This is a genomic window from Enterobacter genomosp. O, assembly GCF_001022965.1.
In the GTDB taxonomy this organism is placed as follows: Bacteria; Pseudomonadota; Gammaproteobacteria; order Enterobacterales; family Enterobacteriaceae; genus Enterobacter; species Enterobacter cloacae_L.
Map to the genome: position 1 here is coordinate 661,686 of NZ_LECZ01000026.1, position 16,419 is coordinate 678,104.

A 16,419-nucleotide genomic window follows, 5' to 3' on the forward strand; every position below is an offset into this window, starting at 1 on the left:
ACGTTAACTAATAAAGGTCTTAGGAGATAGTTATGGCTTATGATTTGACTAATACTCTGGTCATTGGTATTAGCTCAACAGCACTTTTCAATATGCAGGAATCAGATAATCTTTTTAAGGGATTCTGTTCCAGCAATCCAGAAAAAGCAATTGAGCAATACAGAGACTACATGCTTTTGCATGAGAATGATGAGTTGCTTCCTGGAACTGGATTTCCCTTGGTAGAGGCTTTGTTGGGACTAAATAAGTATAAAAAAGAAGCTGATAAATCTCCTCTTGTTGAAGTAGTGGTTATGTCAAGAAATAGTCCTGATACAGGACTTATGATACTGAACAATATAAGAAAAAAAGGAGTAGATATAACAAGGTCAGTATTCACAGGTGGTGAAACGGTGGTTGACTATCTCGAGGCTTTCAATGTGGATCTCTTTCTTACAACCAGTATTGATGATGCACAGCGCGTTATCGACTCTAACGCCTGTGCAGTTGCTATTTTAAAGGAACCGCCAAAAGAATCTATAAAATATCCGCAAGATCAGGTAAGAATTGCCTTTGATGGTGATGCTGTCTTATTCGATGAGTCGAGTGAGATTGTCTATAAAACGAAAGGAATTAACAGTTTCCATGCACAAGAAAATGCCAAGCAAAATGAACCTTTGGCGGAAGGTCCTTATGCAATGCTGCTAAAAAAAATAGCGAGATTACAAGACCGATTACCTGCAAGAGTTGATTACTCACCGATAAGAATTGCTCTTGTTACAGCAAGAAATAGCCCATCCGAGCTACGAGTTATAAAAACATTAAGAGCTTGGGGGATAAATGTTGATGAGGCATTCTTTCTAGGTGGGGTCGAGAAAACAAAAATTCTCAAAGCTTTTAATCCTCATATATTTTTTGATGATCAAGATGTCCATCTTGAGCCAGCATCAGTATATGTCCCTTCAGGCCGAGTACCTTATGCTTCTCGCTCACCATTATATCAGCAAATATTGTCAATCAAGCCAGCTTAATTTATGTCAATGTCATTGCCCCGATGAGTCGGGGCGGAACTATCATCATGGTCAGGAATTTTTCTCAGATGGCAGTTATCTGCCGAAGATAGTCTTGCAATAAAATCTATCGTTTAAATAAACTATGGGCTTCGGTATTTTTTGATGTAAAAATAAAAAGACAATATCATAAATGTTAAACCTCAAAATAGCCGAGCAGCAAACGCCAAAACAACAATACTGACATTACCATTAACTGTCGCGATGGTTCTGAGTCGGTCGTCTTTAAGCGTTTTACCATCAAATGTTGCGATGGTGCGGAGTCGATCGTCTTTCAAGGTCTTCCCATCAAATGTTGCGATGGTGCGGAGTCGGTCGTCTTTCAGGGTTTTTCCGTCAAAGGTAGCGATGGTGCGGAGTCGGTCGTCTTTCAGGGCTTTACCATCAAACGTCGCGATGGTCCTCAGTCGATCATCTTTCAAGGTCTTGCCATCAAAGGTCGCGATAGTCCTGAGTCGATCGTCTTTTATAGTTACGCTCATAAGTATTCTCCTGTGATACATCCATTCAGTACTTTACCATCCAAAATCAAGCACTGGTTTCTTTAAGTTCTGGACGCTAATCCTTTGAATGTGCGTTAAAAATTCATCCAGTTAGCATTAACATTAACCAGCGCTTCATCGATCATAACAGGTCTGACGCAGTTTAAAGGATACAATCTTACCTATAAATTGCGGTGGCGCATTGTTCTTTTATCTGGCAACTAGAGGTGTCCTCCAACCCCTTTAAATTTTTCGATAAACGCCCCAATTTTCTGGAATACAGTCTGCTTTTTCGTTTTGTACTGAGGATTCAGCGGACTGAGCTTTGGTAGCGTCTCGTTTAATTCCGTCCCATTTTCGGTAGCATACTCTCGTTTTAGTGATGTGCGGATATAGCGCCTTGCAGCCTCTTCATTGAGGTTTTCTTCCTTAATCAACGCCTCTGCTTCCCGTTGCTGTTCACGCTGAGCATAGGTAAAGAATGCATCAATGATACTGGCCTTGTCCGGCATGTCATCAAGGTTAGTTTGCTGAATAAAGTCAACAATCAGACCTTCTTTGGCACGGTTGCCCAGACTTGAGCGGATTAAGCGTCTGACCTCTTCAGTCAGGGCTTCTTTATCTTTTTTCTGACGATTGTGGTCGAAAATCAGACCAAGGATGTAGTCCAGGTTAATCTCCTGCGACTTCAGCAGGTCAATTTCAAACACCACGTCATCCCAGTCTGTGGTTGATTTATCTCTGTCGTTTGCTGCTTTTTCGCGTCGCTGCCAGTCCCGGATATCATTGTAAGCTGAGCGATAGTCCTGAACTTTACGTTCGGCAGGGAGGCGAATGGTTTGTAATTCAGCAAATTTTTCATCATCCAAATAGTGCTCTGCTTTAAAGGTTTCTACCGCTTCCGGGTCACTAATATCAACCTTCTGCAGGGCTTTCAGCGTGGCAAATTCATCGTAGTTTTGCAGAATGTTTTCTGCCCGCAGATATTCACCAAACAGTTTGACGAAGGCTTTTTTCTCTTTTTCACTGTCGATACTGGCCGGGTCAGGGAAGCGCTGCTCCAGCTCAGAGACAACAGCCATAAAACCTCGTTTAGCTTCGCCGGTTGCCGCATCGGTAAAGCCCTGCATGTACTCTTCGTAGCTTTTTTCCAGCACCACATTCTTGGTGTTTTTGTCGCCAAATAGTGTGATGGCATCAATGGTCGGACGCTCCAGGTCCCTGAAGGTCACGATATTGCCGAAGGTTTTGGTTGCATCATAGATACGGTTGGTGCGTGAGAATGCCTGCATCAGACCGTGATAACGCAGGTTTTTGTCAACGAACAGAGTATTGAGCGTCGGAGCATCAAAGCCGGTTAAGAACATTCCCACCACGATGAGAAGGTCAATATCCTGATTTTTCACTCGTTGAGCTAAATCGCGGTAGTAGTTCTGGAAACCGTTACTGTCGGTGCTGAAATTGGTTTTAAAGTGGTTGTTATAGTCATCAATGGCTGAATCCAGGAATTCCTTCGCGCTGCTGTTCATCGCGCTGGTATCAAAGCTTTCGTCAGTAATATCACCAATAGCGCTTTGCTCTTCGTTAGCGGCAAAGGAGAAGATGGTTGCCACCCGAAGACGTTTATAGCTGCCTGATTTTTTCGCGGCCTCTTCCTGTAGCACTTTAAACGTCGTGTAATAAGCTTTTGCCGCGTCAACGCTGCTCACTGCTAACATGGCATTGAAGCCTTTTGCTCCCGGGTAAGTACGGTGCGTTTTCTGACGGAAGTTATTCAGGATGTACTGTGTTATTTCCAGAATACGCATTGGATGCAGAAAGGCCTGCTGGTTTTCAGCCGCGCTGAGTTTTTTATCGTCTGTTTCCGTTTCAAGAGACTTAAATTGTGGGCGGACATCGTTATAGTCCACCTTAAACTTCAGCACTTTTTCATCACGAATCGCATCAGTAATTACGTAAGAATGTAATTCACGCCCGAACACGCTGGTTGTGGTTTCTGCTCCCAGTGCGTTTTCCGGGAAAATAGGCGTACCGGTAAAACCAAACTGATAAAAGCGTCTGAATTTCTTTTTGAGGTTTTTCTGGGCCTCACCAAACTGGCTGCGGTGACACTCATCAAAGATAAACACCACCTGCTGCTGATAGACGGGCAGGTCAGCTTCGGCTTTCATCAGGTTATTGAGTTTCTGAATGGTTGTGACGATAATTTTGTTATCGTCCTTATCCAAGTTTCTTCTGAGGCCTGCTGTATTATCCGAACCATTGACACTGTCCGGAGAGAAGCGCTGGTACTCCTTCATGGTCTGGTAATCGAGGTCTTTCCTGTCGACCACGAAGAAGACTTTATCAATAAAGTCCAGTTCCGTAGCCAGACGTGCGGCCTTAAAGCTGGTCAGGGTTTTTCCTGACCCTGTGGTATGCCAGATAAACCCGCCGCTTTCGGGTTTTGACCAGTTCTTCGCTTTAAATGAGCTGTTAATTTTCCAGAGTATTCGCTCAGTGGCGGCAATCTGATAGGGGCGCATGACGAGCAGAGTCTGGCTGCTGTCAAACACGCTGTAATTAAACAGAACATTCAGCAGGGTATGCTTCTGGAAGAAAGTGGCGGTAAAGTCCTTCAGGTCCTTAATCAAAGTGTTATCCGATTTCGCCCAGTTCATGGTGAAATCAAAGCTATTTTTATCCCGTTTAGTGGTACTGGCAAAGTACCGGGTATCAGTCCCGTTGGAAATCACGAAGAGTTGCAGGTATTTAAACAGGGAGTTATCGCTGTTAAAGCTTTCCTTGCTGTAACGGTGTATCTGGTTAAAGGCTTCACGAATCGCCACGCCACGCTTTTTGAGTTCGATTTGCACCAGCGGCAGGCCGTTAACCAGAATGGTGACGTCATAACGGTTAGCGTGTGAGCCGGTCTGTTCAAACTGCTGAATGACCTGCACCTTATTGCGCAGCAGGTTCTTTTTATCTATCAAATAGATGTTTTCCAGACGACCATCATCAAACGTAAAATCACAGATATAGTCGATATGGATTTTACGGGTTTTGTCCAGGCTGCTGTCACTGGGGCTGTCCAGATATTGCTCTGCGAAGCGCCGCCATTCACTTTCGTTAAACACCGCACCATTAAGACGCTGAAGCTGGTCCCGCACATTCGCCAGCATCGCTGTCGGTGACTTAACGGAGATAAACTCATAACCCTGATTAAGAAGATCCTGAATCAGCGCCCGCTCAAGGTCCGATTCGCTCTGGTAGCTGTCACCGGTCTCCAGAACTTTGGTGAATTTATCAAGAACGATAAAGTTATTGGATTCAGCAATGGTGTGTGTCTGTTGTGTCATGGTGCATCCTGTGCGTCATCTGGTAAAGCCCGGAAGGGTATCAGAAGCATCTTCCGGTATTCCTAAAGCCTGATACCGGGTGGGTGAAAACATACCCTACTGGTATCAATGGCCTGTCAGTTGCTGGCGGCTTCTGGTTTCGGGAAGCTGAACAGCAAGTCACGATAGTACTCGTACTGCTTTTGACGTAGCTCGATTTCACGAGGTAAGCATTCCCTGATGGAGTTTGTTAATGTATCAAACTTGTCCAGAATGGTAACTATGCGGGTTTGTTCCTCGAATGACGGAATGGGTAATCGATATTTCATTATTGCATCTTTATTTCCACGGGGCATTTTTGCACCTTTGGCGTGCTGCATGTTGTACTCAAAAAAATTGTCATCAGCCAAAATTTGATATAGGTATCTTGGCAAAATCGATTTATGGCAACTGCGAATAACCAATACATCACCATTTGTTCCACCTGTCGAATCAGCTTGCCAAATTTTTTTCAAATATGGTCGGATGTTACCAATCAATATGTCACCGTCACGAAACTCAGTAAGATTTCCTGAAGTTGGAACGTAATTTGATTGCATCTTTCCCGCACGGTTTTGTAGAAGGTTATCAACGCCTACATAACTATTTTTATCCAGTTTATCAAAGCTAATACGTGATTTAGAATACGCTGCAATCTCCCCCAACGCTTTCCACTCAACCTCACCCTTTTCAAAACTTAGCAACTGGTCACGATAGTAGTTGTACTGCTTTTTACGCATGGTAAGTTCAGCGGTAAGTTCAGCGGTAAGTTCAGCGATAAGTGCAGAAAAATTATCCAGAATCCGGACGATTTCAGACTGGATGGCAAGGGACTTTTCCTGATTGTTTGAACAGGGGATTGGGATTTTGATTTTAGCTAAATTTCCACTGGAAACCCGTCGAACTTTAGCCCCGGTAATATATTTCATTTTTTGTGTTTGAAATATTTCGGACTGGAAAAAGTGGGCGAGATATTTAACATTTTGCTCGTGGCGAAATAACATCATATCTCCGGAAATAGCAACGTTATCTCCAAGCCAGGCTAAAGGTTTTACTACATCCTCATCGTTTTCTGATGTTGTTGCTAGCAATAAGTCATTTTTTTGAGCCTTTCTCAGCTTGTTGGCTAGTTCTGGAAGCACGTAAGTAAATGTTTTATCAGCTGATAACCCATACCTTGTATAAATCTGACCGTAATGTATTGCTGGAAAACCACTTTCGACGAAATCTTTTTTCTGTAATCCATTGCCACGTATGAAATCGCCAAGCTCTCCCAGTGACAACCATTCAACATCAACCCCATCCAGCAATTTTTTCAGAAAGTTCAACCCACTCATGATTGCGTCTCGCTTCCTTCAATCTCTTCCACAATTGCATCAATATCTTTACGCAACTGGTCAATTATACTGACTGTGATTTTCAGTTCGGCATTCAGTTCCTCAATATCAACAATTTCTCGGTTGTCTTTGGCTTCCACGTAGGTGCTGGCTGACAGGTTATAGTCATTGGCGGCAACTGTTTCATGAGGGACAGTTTTCGCCAGATGGTCAATGTCTGCTTTGCTGGCAAACACTTGCATAATCTGTTCGATATGGCCATCAGTCAGGATATTGTTATTGGTTTCTTTCTTAAACAACCCGCTGGCGTCAATAAACTGAACGCGGGTATCTGTTTTGTGCTTGGACAGCACCAGAATGTTAACGGCAATGGTTGTGCCGAAGAACAGGTTTGGCGCGAGTGAAATCACCGTTTCAACATAGTTATTATCGACCAGGTACTGGCGGATTTTCTGCTCTGCACCGCCACGGTAGAAAATACCGGGGAAGCAAACTATTGCTGCGCGCCCTTTAGCAGACAGGTAGTTCAGCGCATGTAGCACAAACGCAAAGTCAGCTTTTGATTTCGGGGCCAGTACGCCAGCAGGAGCAAAACGCTCATCGTTAATCAGGGTCGGGTCATCGCTGCCAATCCACTTAACCGAGTACGGTGGGTTAGAGACGATCGCGTCAAACGGTTTTTCATCGCCAAAGTGAGGCTCAGTCAGGGTATTCCCCAGTCTGATATCAAATTTGTCGTAGTTGATGTTGTGCAGGAACATGTTCATACGCGCCAGGTTAAAGGTTGTATGATTTATCTCCTGACCATAAAAACCTTCTTCAATTATATGGTTATCAAAGTGTTTCTTCGCCTGAAGCAGTAGTGAGCCAGAACCTACGGCAGGGTCATAGATTTTGTTGACGTGAGTCTGACCGTGCATCGCAAGCTGAGCAATCAGCTTAGAGACGTGCTGAGGAGTGAAGAACTCCCCGCCAGACTTACCGGCATTTGCCGCATAGTTAGAAATCAGGAACTCATAGGCATCACCAAACAGATCAATCTGGTGCTCGTTAAAATTTCCTAGCTTCAGCCCTTCAACGCCTTTCAAAACGGCAGCAAGACGGCTGTTTTTGTCTTTGACGGTGTTCCCCAGTCGATTGCTGGTTGTATCGAAATCGGCAAAGAGGCCTTTGATGTCGGCCTCGGATGGATAACCGTAGGCAGAGCTTTCAATAGCGACGAAGATACTGTTTAAATCAGCATTCAGCCTGTCGTTGGTGTTAGCTTTAGCGGCAACGTTGCAGAACAGCTGGCTCGGGTAGATGAAATAGCCTTTAGTCCTGATGGCATCGTCTTTGATGTCATCGGTAATGATGCTGTCATCAAGTGCTGCATAATGTATGCTCTCATCACCTGCTTCCATGTAGCTGGAAAAATTCTCACTGATGAAGCGGTAGAAAAGTGCACCGAGTACATACTGTTTAAAATCCCATCCATCTACGGAGCCTCTGACATCATTGGCAATGGCCCAGATTTGACGGTGTAGCTCTGCACGCTGCTGAAGGCTTGTCATTTTGTATCCTGTTGTATGATTCTTAAGTACTGCTATTGGCCCGATTTTATCGCAATTTCATATTGATGACAGGCTTTGTATGACATGCGTTGCACTGAGTGTTCGTTTGCCCGGTTATGTAACCAACGCTCTTTTAGACAGGCCAGTAGAAATGTTGCGCTGGCGATAAATACTGAAGCCCCAATACTATCGGGGCTGAACGTTCAGTCGGTGAGAATTTCTTCATCCGTATCCATTGTGGATGGTGATGAATCTATTTTTGTTGTAAGAAACACCCGATTCAGTAGTCTTTGCTTCAGGGCGCGTCTTCGCTCATTGTAGAAATCCGGGAAGCGACTGAACTCAATATTTTCATCCGAAACTAACAGCATTGATGGCGAGTAGTTGTTTGATGACTGAGATAACCATTGTTTCAGGGAAGTATCCTGTTTACTTATATTCTGAGAGTGATTCAGTAAATGAAGATTCGGTATGGTGTCCCAGTGTTCCGGATTTTCATAAAAGCTGAGGTTCTCCGGTGAATTCGCAACATAATCTAATTTTTCAAGATATTTCTTTGAAAAATGATTTTTTGGGTGAAGGTGATCAATATGAAATACCTCGGTCGGATTCATTTCAGGGAACAGAAGATGCAATAGTGCACGGCAACGACCTTCGCCATATCTGATATTGAGAAGGCTTTCGATGTATTCGTCGTCAAATCTGAGGTCCTTATTCGAGCCTTTATATCTGTCAATAATCTTCTCAAGAGGAAAATGAATATCTGAAAGACTATTTTTCATTACATCTCTGATGCTCGTGAGTAGCGCATCGGCCTGGCTTCCAAAGATCCCTTTCAGGAGTACCATGTAAAACCACTGGCTAATTACTGAACGTTCATTGTGGTTTTTATTCAGGAGATTAATCGTTGTATATAATGGGTGTCCACTGGTTTGCTTTTTGTAAAGCCAGTAGACCACAGGAATGACTGCGTTTTTAGATATCAAAGACTGCGGGTTGATGCCGAATCGTCTGATGAGAATAAAAGTCTCCTTGATACAGGATTTTATTTCAGACCATTGCTGTTGTATCTTACCGACCTCCTCTGAAGTGAAGTTTTTTACTTTGAACCGAACGTCAGAGTCAATAAGCATCAGGCTGGTTTTTAAGAACCAGTCTCTTTCAATATAAAACCCCATTTCATTATTCTGATAAATATTTTTTGTCAGTTCATCCAGTTCTCTTCTGAAATCGCCCTGCCAGTGTGCTACCGCTATTGACATCAGTAAGTCGGAGAACTCAAGTTTTGTCCCCCCGCTGTTCGTGCGGATGAAAACATCCAGCACATGATCAATGTCCTGACTGCTCTCATTGAAGTAGTGGATAAGATTCTCAGTTCTTATCTTGGTATAAAGTTTAAGCAGGGTTTTTCTGGAAAATTCACTGGAAATGAGTCCTCTTTTTTCGAGTTCTGGTACGACAACGTTAAATAAAATATCATCCGGAGAATTATGTTGCTCGTATTTGAATATTTCGTGCAGGCAGAACCAGTGATGTTTGTTATCGGTAAGTGAATCTGTGTATTGCTTGTCGGTGAGGAACCTGAAGTTATACTTCATCATGAGTTCGTCGTCTGACTTAAGTGGCGCTGTTAAATCGACGTAAAGCTTTCTGGGCGGCAGGATGCGATCATCCTGTGCCGAAGGCCACCACACCCGCGGTTGTTTATACGCATACGTTCCACACAATCCAATATATAATGATGTGAGACGCTGCTGACCATCAATCACCGCCTTGAAATCATGAAATCCAGCATTTGTTGCTACGCAGGGGTTTTCTTCATTAAATCGCTGACAGTATTCTTTCAGGAATTCATAAAATTTGTAATCGTTTTTAATACTGGCACTACGGATATCCCACATCATGAAAGAGTTTATCGGGTAGTCTCGCATGATGGAATCAAACAGCAAACATATTTGACTGCTGCTCCAGACGAACTTCCTCTGAATTGCAGGCAGAAGATAGTGGCGTAAATTAATTGAATCTATCGCTTGTTTTATCGTTATTGCTTTTTCATACTGGCCAGCCATCATAAACCTCATATGTTATATTAGCTGGCCTATTTTAATTTAAAGCATGTCGGTAGTACAGTCTTTGCACAAACTAATTTATGCAGTGGAAAAGCTGACGGCTCGGTTTGTGTTTTTCATTCGGGTAGACTCGCATTGCCGAAGCACAAAGTGATGAAACCTGTCTTGCTATATTTTTACCGAAGTTAACAAGAAGGCCGTGCTTTATTTTTTCACCGTCTGCCCTGATGCTGATGATAAAACTGGACTGGTATACCGTTATGTCTGTCAGGTCATTGCCAAATGTCACGTTGGCGGCTCTGTTTATTTCACTTTCATAATCTCTCAGGTCAGTGTTAAGTCTTGCAGCCGCATCTACAAGTGCATATTCTTTTTCAATAATCATAATTTTCTCACTTTTCATATTAACGTGATTTAATCATCACTAATAATATGTTGTAATTTTAATTACGATTATTCGTTTGTTTGCTCCCGTAATGCATTATCTGATGAATAATGTTCATGTGGGGTAACGCTTCCATAAAGTCAGACTGCTCAATCAGTGAAATGAGCGCGGTATCGATTTCAAACGTTACATCCGGTATTACCTCAACCAGCCTGATTCGGGACAGGGATATAACGAACACGCCCGATAAAGCACATCCGGCAAGATACCACTCCGCATGGCTGCAAAGCAGGCGATAGGGATGAACGGTATGGCTGACGTTTTCGTCAGTTCTGATACGCACCTGCGTCTGGTTAATTATGGCGAGCGTCAGTCTGCTGAAATCACCGAACAGTGTGGGTTTCTGACGCGGCTCCGGGAGCATAATCCTGTAGGGGGAAGGGTGCTCCCCGTCAAGCAGAAGGCTCAGCAGTTTGGCATCCATCGCGGGTAGCAGACGGTCAAGATGCAGCAGTCTCGCCAGTATCTTCATATCCCGTTCCGTGCGGCGACGAAAGTAATGCGAGGCAAGCTGATACACGCCGTTGTTCTGTTCAATATCAAGATACGTGAGGCGGACGTTAAAATCCCGTCGCAGCGTGCGCGTCGTTACCCCAAATTCCTCAGCCAGCGTCCCGATATGCAGCTTTTCACCCTGAAACAGACGGCTCAGGATGATGGAGAGGCGGGTTGCCAGTCTGTCATGTTCATTCTCTTTTGTTATCAGCGTCATACATCGTTCCCGAATTTTGCCGGGGAATGATGCCAGCAGTAGCGGACAGGATTTGTCCGCCCTCTGAACTTTTTTAAAGCCTGATAACCTTAAATATAAGCGTTAAGCGTCTGTACTCTCGGGTGAATACAGATGCTTCTGGCGCATGTAGGCAATAAAGATGCAGGATGGGATCGTGACCCGGTATGCGGGACCGGCTAAATCTATCAGCAGCCAGAGAGAACTGAGCACCCAGCCCACGGGACCGGCAAATGCGCCCATGGTCCGCGTCAGCATGGCATTTCCTGCGAACGTCAGCCCTCTGCCTAGCAGGGCTTTCGCCACGCCATTTGTGACCACAAGCGCCATCTGATAGGCCGCAAACCCGGATGTTTTTATTCCCGCCTGGATTGCCATGGTCAGCAGCTCCGGCGTGGGATTGCTGTAGCCCGTCTGCAACTCTTCCGCCACGGTCTTTAACTGGTCAGGCGTCATCTTCTCAAGACTTTTCTCCAGGATCTTCATCAGCAGGTTCATTTCAATCGTCTCGACGCTGGACTTGCTGTTGTAGTTCACCTTCATTTTATCACAGGCATCGGTGAGTATTTCCCGGTACAGCACCCCTTTACCCCAGCGGAGCAGCGTGGCGAAGCTGTTCGCCCCAAATGTCTGAACCTCGGCGGCAATGGCATCCCAGTAGCGCGGATGGTTGGGCTTGTGTTTTTTATACTGAGGATCGTAAGTCAGCGTTTCCGTGATGCGTGCCAGCCCGTCTTTTGGATCGCAAATCAGCACAGAAACCAGTAAATCCAGATCGTCACGATGGCAGTGGCGCAGAAACTCAAGGTCAGGGTCGTGTCGGTAGGTAGCCATATTTTACCTCATAGCGGATATTGGACCTGACAGTTTAAGGATGTCCCCGGACAGGGCGTGTCCGGCTGAAAAAGAAAAAGTAAAAAAAAAAACCTGCCCGAAAGCAGGTTTCTGTTCACCGGATATCGCGTACCGGTTACTTTTTACGCCATTCCTTTTCCACTTTATCCGCAAAGGCATCGCACTGTCGGGCATATTCCGGGTTATAGAGCAGCTCCGACTGCGAAAGCTGCATGGCGGTCATGCTGCCATTACGGGCATTAGATTCGAGCCAGGTTCTGCCATAGGTTTTGTTCATCACCTGGAGCACCCGGTTGAATACCGGTCCGTTGAAGCGGGCATTGAGATTGACGCCTTTTATCTGAAGGCCGCTGTCACTGGTCTGGGTCAGGCGGGTGGAGTACATCGCGCAGAAGGTCGAGTTGGTAATCATCTGAGCGTCGGCCTGCTCGTCGGCAAGCGCACTGTGGCTGAAGGCGGAAAGCAGAAGGGTGGCAGTTAACAGTTTAAAAATTTTCATCATGTTCCCTTATGGATTGAAAAGCGGAGACAGCCTGCCACACGGGGTGGTCAGGAGATGTCCGGCAGAGGAAAAAGTCAGGGTTTCAGCGAGGGAGCCAGTCGCCAGCGGTGAGGGCCAGCGGATTCGAGCACAAAGGCCAGATGGGTGAGGTCCCGTCTTGCCGTACGGGGAGAGACGTCAAATCGTCGGGTGATATAGCGAACAGATATTGTCTGACCGTAAAACAGCACCATGGTCAGCCGGATAAGCCGTTCTCCCTGTCCGGTAGCGTGTTGCCTGCGACGATTAACGTTCATCGTTGCCATACGCGCCATCGGTCCCCTTTCTGAAATCTATCGAGGTGCCTGGCAAGCCATATATCAGGGCATGAGTTGCCTGTAACGCAGCTTGCAGTAAACCGGTGGCAGTTAAAGTCGAGCAGGCTGTAGGGATAGCGCTGACCCACTGCCGCCTGTGCCCGTTCAGCGGCTTGCGTACAACCCTGTGGGATCAAGTCCATACAGTCGGTATACACCGAGATAGCGGAGTTCCAGCCATCGAGCCGGTCAAGAAACTCACGGGCCTGACTTCGGATAACGATGCCGTCACCGTCAAGATGAACAATGTCGCCGTTACCCACATAGATACCGCTGTGTGCGGCAAGGCCAAAAAGCAGTTCGCACTGCACGATACCGCCGTAAGCCGGTTCATCGACGCAGGACAGAATGCAGTTATCGATAAATGAATCCACGAAGTTAAGCAGCAGAAGCCGGTACATAACATTCAGTTCCTTACTACGGGGGAGAGGGGGGATGCGTGGGAAACCGGGTGAATACTCAGCTTTCCCACAACGTACGGACCGTGAAAACCCCCATATCGTGGTAAGCCATAAAGTTATGCTCCCACAGCGACCAGAACTCACGGGCGTCGACATGAGAGATATCGCCACAGCGGGAAAGCCACGTGTACTGATGCGTCCAGCTCACATCGACATCTTTTTCAAGTTCAGGCCACGGATGTCCTGCATAGTGAAAATCGGTGACGTAATCGAGCTGCCAGCCTTCTCCGGCAGGGATGAGGCGTATTTCGACCGGATGCCAGCCACCCGTTTCCGGTGAGTATTCAGGGTCACGAAAGTTAATGGTTAATCCGGTGATGGGGTGACGATGAGGCGGTTTTTGCGCGACGATATCCAGAAGCAGTCGGGTGAACGACCGGGAGAGCGGCAGCACATAGCCGCCCTGCAATATAGCGGGTGATGACATAGTGAATTTCCTGATTTTGGGTTAACGGAACACAGAAAAAGCGGGGTTAGTCCTGACTGAGCGCGGTAAGCTGCGTCATACGATGCTGCCAGTCGGCATAACAACGGTGCATAAAGAGTCTGCTGCTGTCCGCTTCGATAAGGCAGATATCCGGACTTCTGAGCACAGCGGCAAGAAACCCGGCGTTGTTGGTGCTGCCCTGACCAAACAGCGGGCGGAACACACGCGACGGGAAACTGTCCTGCTGCTGTTCAAGAATGGCGTGAATAGCATCAAGCGTTATCCATTCACGGGAGAACAGGCCTCCTTCGCCATTGGCGGTTAAGCGCAGGGCAAGGCTTCCGGTTTCATCCTCCTGGCCCAGCTCATACGTCAGCAGGCCCTTACTGTGGGGGCTGATTTTCTCGGCCTCACCACTGTAGAACACGGTATAGCTTTCGGTAACAGTGGCTTCGGTAGCGATTTTTTTCTTACTCATGGTTCAGCGCCTCAATCAGATTCTGTAGCTCAGTGATAATGGTCGTTTCCGGGAATACCAGATAGATACCCTGTCCGTTATCACAGACGATACCGAGAAGCAGATACCAGCCATCATCAAGTGCGGTGACGTATTCCGGGTTAGTCAGTGCGACTGCCAGCAGCGGGTCTTCGGGGAGCGTGTCATCGTGGTTGAGATGCCAGAGCAGGGTTCCCGTTTCGTTCCAGAAAGCGGTAAAGAGGTCGATATCATCGACGGGGCCGAAGATTTCATTGCTGAGGGACGCCAGTGTGGAGGCGGGCAGGTTGAGAAGGGGAAGACTGGTGGGGGTCGTGAGTTTAAACATGATTATCTCCATAATGACTTGATTTACATGGAAATAATATGTGCATAAAAAGAGATTTTTTACGGTCATAGTCGTTGGTGTGGGTGAGCTTTGTGAATGTACAAAATCAAAGCACCCGCAGATGTGAAATGTGACGAGTGTCACAATAATAAAAAATGAATAGAGTGTGGTTTGATTATGGAAAGGTTGATTCACCCTTAAGTTGGGCTGCATATTGTCAAAACCATTACTTTAATCTATTGATTTAAAAAGTATTAATTTTAAATACCTTATGAGGTCGTTTTTCAGGCGATAATCGGTGAGGTGTATCACCATTTTCTTATTTCAGAGCCTCAAAAGTTGACTTACTTTGGGCGACGCATCCGGAACACAATTTTTTTATATGGTTTAACGCTATTTTCCCTTTTCCCTGAGCAGGAGTACTCCTGATGAATCATCATGGTCTTTCTGACTTGAGTATTAAATGTCAATGGGCATGTAAGAGCTGATTTTTCATGAGCTTGAAAGTGATGTTACGAATAAATAAGCTTATCCCATTGTTGGCCGACATATTAACTTACTCATTACCATCTGAATTTTCAGAGGACCATGTACATATTATGAATATTAATTACCCTTTAAATAAAATAACGCAAGCGTTGGATGAAAAGAGCATCGCTGCTGCTCATAAAAATTCCTTCGATGTAGATGTGGAGGTTCATGAATATTCCGACCATGGAGTATCTAATGCTATAGAATATTCAGAGGTTGCACCTAAAAATACTGGAGGTGTTTTTACTAAAGCCTTTCTTGATGAATATAAAATCCGTGCAGTACAAACAGGCCGGACTATCGAAGCCAGCGATACAAAATGTACCGGGTTTAAGGCTATATTCCACTCATCCGGACGCATTAAGTTTATTGTCCGCAAAAGTATTCGCGGAAAGAATGTTTACGTTTCCGTAGGAAGTTACCCTGAATTTTCCATTAATAACGCAAGGGAGCATGCCTTTAAAATAATTCAGGAGCTTAAGGCTTCCGTTGAGACTTATGGTGAGCGTTTTCTTACTCACAGTAAAATGACGTTTAATGAGCTTGTGGATGAGTATGAGAAAAGCGTACTCAGCACGGGCGTTAAGCGTTCAGCTAACACCGATCTTTCTAAGATCCGTAAATACCTGCGCCCTCTTCTCGGTGACAAAAAGCTGGCAGGTATGACGGAGGCAGATATTCTGAGCTATCTGCATAATCTCGATCTCAAGCCTGCCACCCGCAACCGCCATCTGGCGCTCATTAAAGCGGTGTTTACCTGGGCTATACGCATGGGATACACCAGCCGCTCTCCGGCGCTTTATATCAAAGCGCTGCCTGAAGTGACGTCAGATCGCCGCGCCATGGATGACTCCCAGCTTCAGCGCTGGATGGAAGTCTGTGAGCGCTGGCGTAATGGTAAACCCGATCATGAAGCCCTTGCTCTGCTCATGTTCCTTGCCCTGACGGGACTGCGTCTGGGGGAAACCCGTCACCTCCGTCTTGAAGATGTGGACTGGAGCCGGAAGGTTATCACCCTGCGCCATACCAAAAACGGCAAACTCCGCCGTGTACCGGTATGTGATAAGGCTTTCGTTCTTCTGACAGAACAGCGTCAGCATCTGGGTGATGAAGGCTGGGTATTTCCGGGCAAGGGGACCGATAATCCGGTTTCTGAGCCGCGTCGCCTGCAAAAACGGCTTTGTGAGGCTGCGGGTATTCCTCCGTTCACCATCCATGAGATGCGTCACACCTTTGCGACAAAGCTCATTGAGAGCGGGGCCGACATTCACACCGTCAAAGACTTACTGGGTCACAGCACTATCAAAGTAACGGAACTTTACCTGCACGCTTCCCCTGCGCGTTACCACGAAGTCGTTAACCGGGCGATGGGGTAACAACCTTCACTCAACGATATGGTTTTTAACTATGGTTCTGATGCCACCCGTTTTCTGACGGTGGCG

At 45.9% G+C, this 16,419-nt stretch carries 16 protein-coding genes; 2 read left to right on the forward strand and 14 right to left on the reverse strand.

Annotation, left to right across the window (positions count from 1 at the left end):
• Positions 1 to 32: 32 nt before the first annotated feature.
• On the forward strand, positions 33 to 1,010 hold the full coding sequence (locus tag ABR39_RS16950; RefSeq protein WP_047347867.1) for a 5'-nucleotidase: 978 nt from the start codon (positions 33 to 35) through the stop codon (positions 1,008 to 1,010).
• A 182-nt stretch (positions 1,011 to 1,192) separates the two neighbouring features.
• On the opposite strand, the gene ABR39_RS16955 is transcribed toward ABR39_RS16950, so the two are convergent.
• From ABR39_RS16955 to ABR39_RS17015, 14 genes are all read right to left on the reverse strand, one after another.
• On the reverse strand, positions 1,193 to 1,531 hold the full coding sequence (locus ABR39_RS16955; RefSeq protein ID WP_000117288.1) for a 5-fold beta-flower protein: 339 nt from the start codon (positions 1,529 to 1,531) through the stop codon (positions 1,193 to 1,195).
• A 221-nt stretch (positions 1,532 to 1,752) separates the two neighbouring features.
• Entirely contained in the window at positions 1,753 to 4,869 is a 3,117-nt protein-coding gene (locus ABR39_RS16960; RefSeq protein ID WP_047347868.1) for an HsdR family type I site-specific deoxyribonuclease, read from the reverse strand.
• A 116-nt stretch (positions 4,870 to 4,985) separates the two neighbouring features.
• Positions 4,986 to 6,224, reverse strand: a complete 1,239-nt coding sequence (locus tag ABR39_RS16965) for a restriction endonuclease subunit S (protein ID WP_047347869.1) — start codon at positions 6,222 to 6,224, stop codon at positions 4,986 to 4,988.
• A complete protein-coding gene (locus tag ABR39_RS16970; protein WP_047347870.1) occupies positions 6,221 to 7,777 on the reverse strand; it encodes a type I restriction-modification system subunit M in 1,557 nt (518 codons plus the stop codon). Before ABR39_RS16970 ends, ABR39_RS16965 begins: the two co-directional genes overlap by 4 nt.
• Positions 7,778 to 7,980: 203 nt before the next feature.
• Positions 7,981 to 9,849 carry a DUF262 domain-containing protein gene (locus tag ABR39_RS16975; protein WP_240477080.1) on the reverse strand — a complete coding sequence of 623 codons (1,869 nt, stop codon included), beginning with the start codon at positions 9,847 to 9,849 and terminating at the stop codon, positions 7,981 to 7,983.
• Positions 9,850 to 9,919: 70 nt separating this feature from the next.
• Complete coding sequence (locus ABR39_RS16980; protein ID WP_082132659.1) at positions 9,920 to 10,231, reverse strand: hypothetical protein; 312 nt, start codon at positions 10,229 to 10,231, stop codon at positions 9,920 to 9,922.
• 58 nt (positions 10,232 to 10,289) lie between these two features.
• Positions 10,290 to 11,003 (reverse strand): helix-turn-helix transcriptional regulator, encoded by a 714-nt coding sequence (locus tag ABR39_RS16985; RefSeq protein ID WP_047347872.1) that lies wholly within the window; start codon positions 11,001 to 11,003, stop codon positions 10,290 to 10,292.
• A 102-nt stretch (positions 11,004 to 11,105) separates the two neighbouring features.
• Entirely contained in the window at positions 11,106 to 11,855 is a 750-nt protein-coding gene (locus ABR39_RS16990; protein WP_047347873.1) for a DUF3944 domain-containing protein, read from the reverse strand.
• 136 nt (positions 11,856 to 11,991) lie between these two features.
• Positions 11,992 to 12,378: a hypothetical protein gene (locus tag ABR39_RS16995; protein ID WP_240477081.1), complete on the reverse strand. Its 387-nt coding sequence runs from the start codon at positions 12,376 to 12,378 to the stop codon at positions 11,992 to 11,994.
• Between the two features lie 74 nt (positions 12,379 to 12,452).
• A complete protein-coding gene (locus tag ABR39_RS25020; protein ID WP_072059255.1) occupies positions 12,453 to 12,692 on the reverse strand; it encodes a DeoR family transcriptional regulator in 240 nt (79 codons plus the stop codon).
• Positions 12,671 to 13,135, reverse strand: a complete 465-nt coding sequence (locus ABR39_RS17000; protein ID WP_047347875.1) for a lecithin retinol acyltransferase family protein — start codon at positions 13,133 to 13,135, stop codon at positions 12,671 to 12,673. Before ABR39_RS17000 ends, ABR39_RS25020 begins: the two co-directional genes overlap by 22 nt.
• A gap of 58 nt (positions 13,136 to 13,193) precedes the next feature.
• The gene (locus tag ABR39_RS17005; protein WP_047347876.1) at positions 13,194 to 13,622 is read right to left on the reverse strand and encodes a DUF2787 family protein; all 429 of its coding nucleotides are present in this window, start codon (positions 13,620 to 13,622) and stop codon (positions 13,194 to 13,196) included.
• A gap of 46 nt (positions 13,623 to 13,668) precedes the next feature.
• A complete protein-coding gene (locus ABR39_RS17010) occupies positions 13,669 to 14,100 on the reverse strand; it encodes a hypothetical protein (RefSeq protein WP_052952202.1) in 432 nt (143 codons plus the stop codon).
• Positions 14,093 to 14,446 (reverse strand): hypothetical protein, encoded by a 354-nt coding sequence (locus ABR39_RS17015; protein WP_052952203.1) that lies wholly within the window; start codon positions 14,444 to 14,446, stop codon positions 14,093 to 14,095. The genes ABR39_RS17010 and ABR39_RS17015 overlap by 8 nt, the downstream gene beginning before the upstream one ends.
• A gap of 599 nt (positions 14,447 to 15,045) precedes the next feature.
• On the opposite strand from ABR39_RS17015, the gene ABR39_RS17020 reads away from it, so the two are divergent.
• A complete protein-coding gene (locus ABR39_RS17020; protein ID WP_047347877.1) occupies positions 15,046 to 16,353 on the forward strand; it encodes a tyrosine-type recombinase/integrase in 1,308 nt (435 codons plus the stop codon).
• Positions 16,354 to 16,419 lie beyond the last annotated feature (66 nt).

What these genes read in the sequence shown, in the direction of transcription:
- ABR39_RS17015 (WP_052952203.1), bottom strand. Translation starts at nt 14,446, where the DNA reads ATGTTTAAACTCACGACCCCCACCAGTCTTCCCCTTCTCAACCTGCCC.
- ABR39_RS16965 (WP_047347869.1), bottom strand. Translation starts at nt 6,224, where the DNA reads ATGAGTGGGTTGAACTTTCTGAAAAAATTGCTGGATGGGGTTGATGTT.
- ABR39_RS16970 (WP_047347870.1), bottom strand. Translation starts at nt 7,777, where the DNA reads ATGACAAGCCTTCAGCAGCGTGCAGAGCTACACCGTCAAATCTGGGCC.
- ABR39_RS17010 (WP_052952202.1), bottom strand. Translation starts at nt 14,100, where the DNA reads ATGAGTAAGAAAAAAATCGCTACCGAAGCCACTGTTACCGAAAGCTAT.
- ABR39_RS16995 (WP_240477081.1), bottom strand. Translation starts at nt 12,378, where the DNA reads ATGATGAAAATTTTTAAACTGTTAACTGCCACCCTTCTGCTTTCCGCC.
- ABR39_RS17005 (WP_047347876.1), bottom strand. Translation starts at nt 13,622, where the DNA reads ATGTCATCACCCGCTATATTGCAGGGCGGCTATGTGCTGCCGCTCTCC.
- ABR39_RS25020 (WP_072059255.1), bottom strand. Translation starts at nt 12,692, where the DNA reads ATGGCGCGTATGGCAACGATGAACGTTAATCGTCGCAGGCAACACGCT.
- ABR39_RS16980 (WP_082132659.1), bottom strand. Translation starts at nt 10,231, where the DNA reads ATGATTATTGAAAAAGAATATGCACTTGTAGATGCGGCTGCAAGACTT.
- ABR39_RS16955 (WP_000117288.1), bottom strand. Translation starts at nt 1,531, where the DNA reads ATGAGCGTAACTATAAAAGACGATCGACTCAGGACTATCGCGACCTTT.
- ABR39_RS16990 (WP_047347873.1), bottom strand. Translation starts at nt 11,855, where the DNA reads ATGGCTACCTACCGACACGACCCTGACCTTGAGTTTCTGCGCCACTGC.
- ABR39_RS16950 (WP_047347867.1), top strand. Translation starts at nt 33, where the DNA reads ATGGCTTATGATTTGACTAATACTCTGGTCATTGGTATTAGCTCAACA.
- ABR39_RS16975 (WP_240477080.1), bottom strand. Translation starts at nt 9,849, where the DNA reads ATGATGGCTGGCCAGTATGAAAAAGCAATAACGATAAAACAAGCGATA.
- ABR39_RS16960 (WP_047347868.1), bottom strand. Translation starts at nt 4,869, where the DNA reads ATGACACAACAGACACACACCATTGCTGAATCCAATAACTTTATCGTT.
- ABR39_RS17000 (WP_047347875.1), bottom strand. Translation starts at nt 13,135, where the DNA reads ATGTACCGGCTTCTGCTGCTTAACTTCGTGGATTCATTTATCGATAAC.
- ABR39_RS17020 (WP_047347877.1), top strand. Translation starts at nt 15,046, where the DNA reads ATGAATATTAATTACCCTTTAAATAAAATAACGCAAGCGTTGGATGAA.
- ABR39_RS16985 (WP_047347872.1), bottom strand. Translation starts at nt 11,003, where the DNA reads ATGACGCTGATAACAAAAGAGAATGAACATGACAGACTGGCAACCCGC.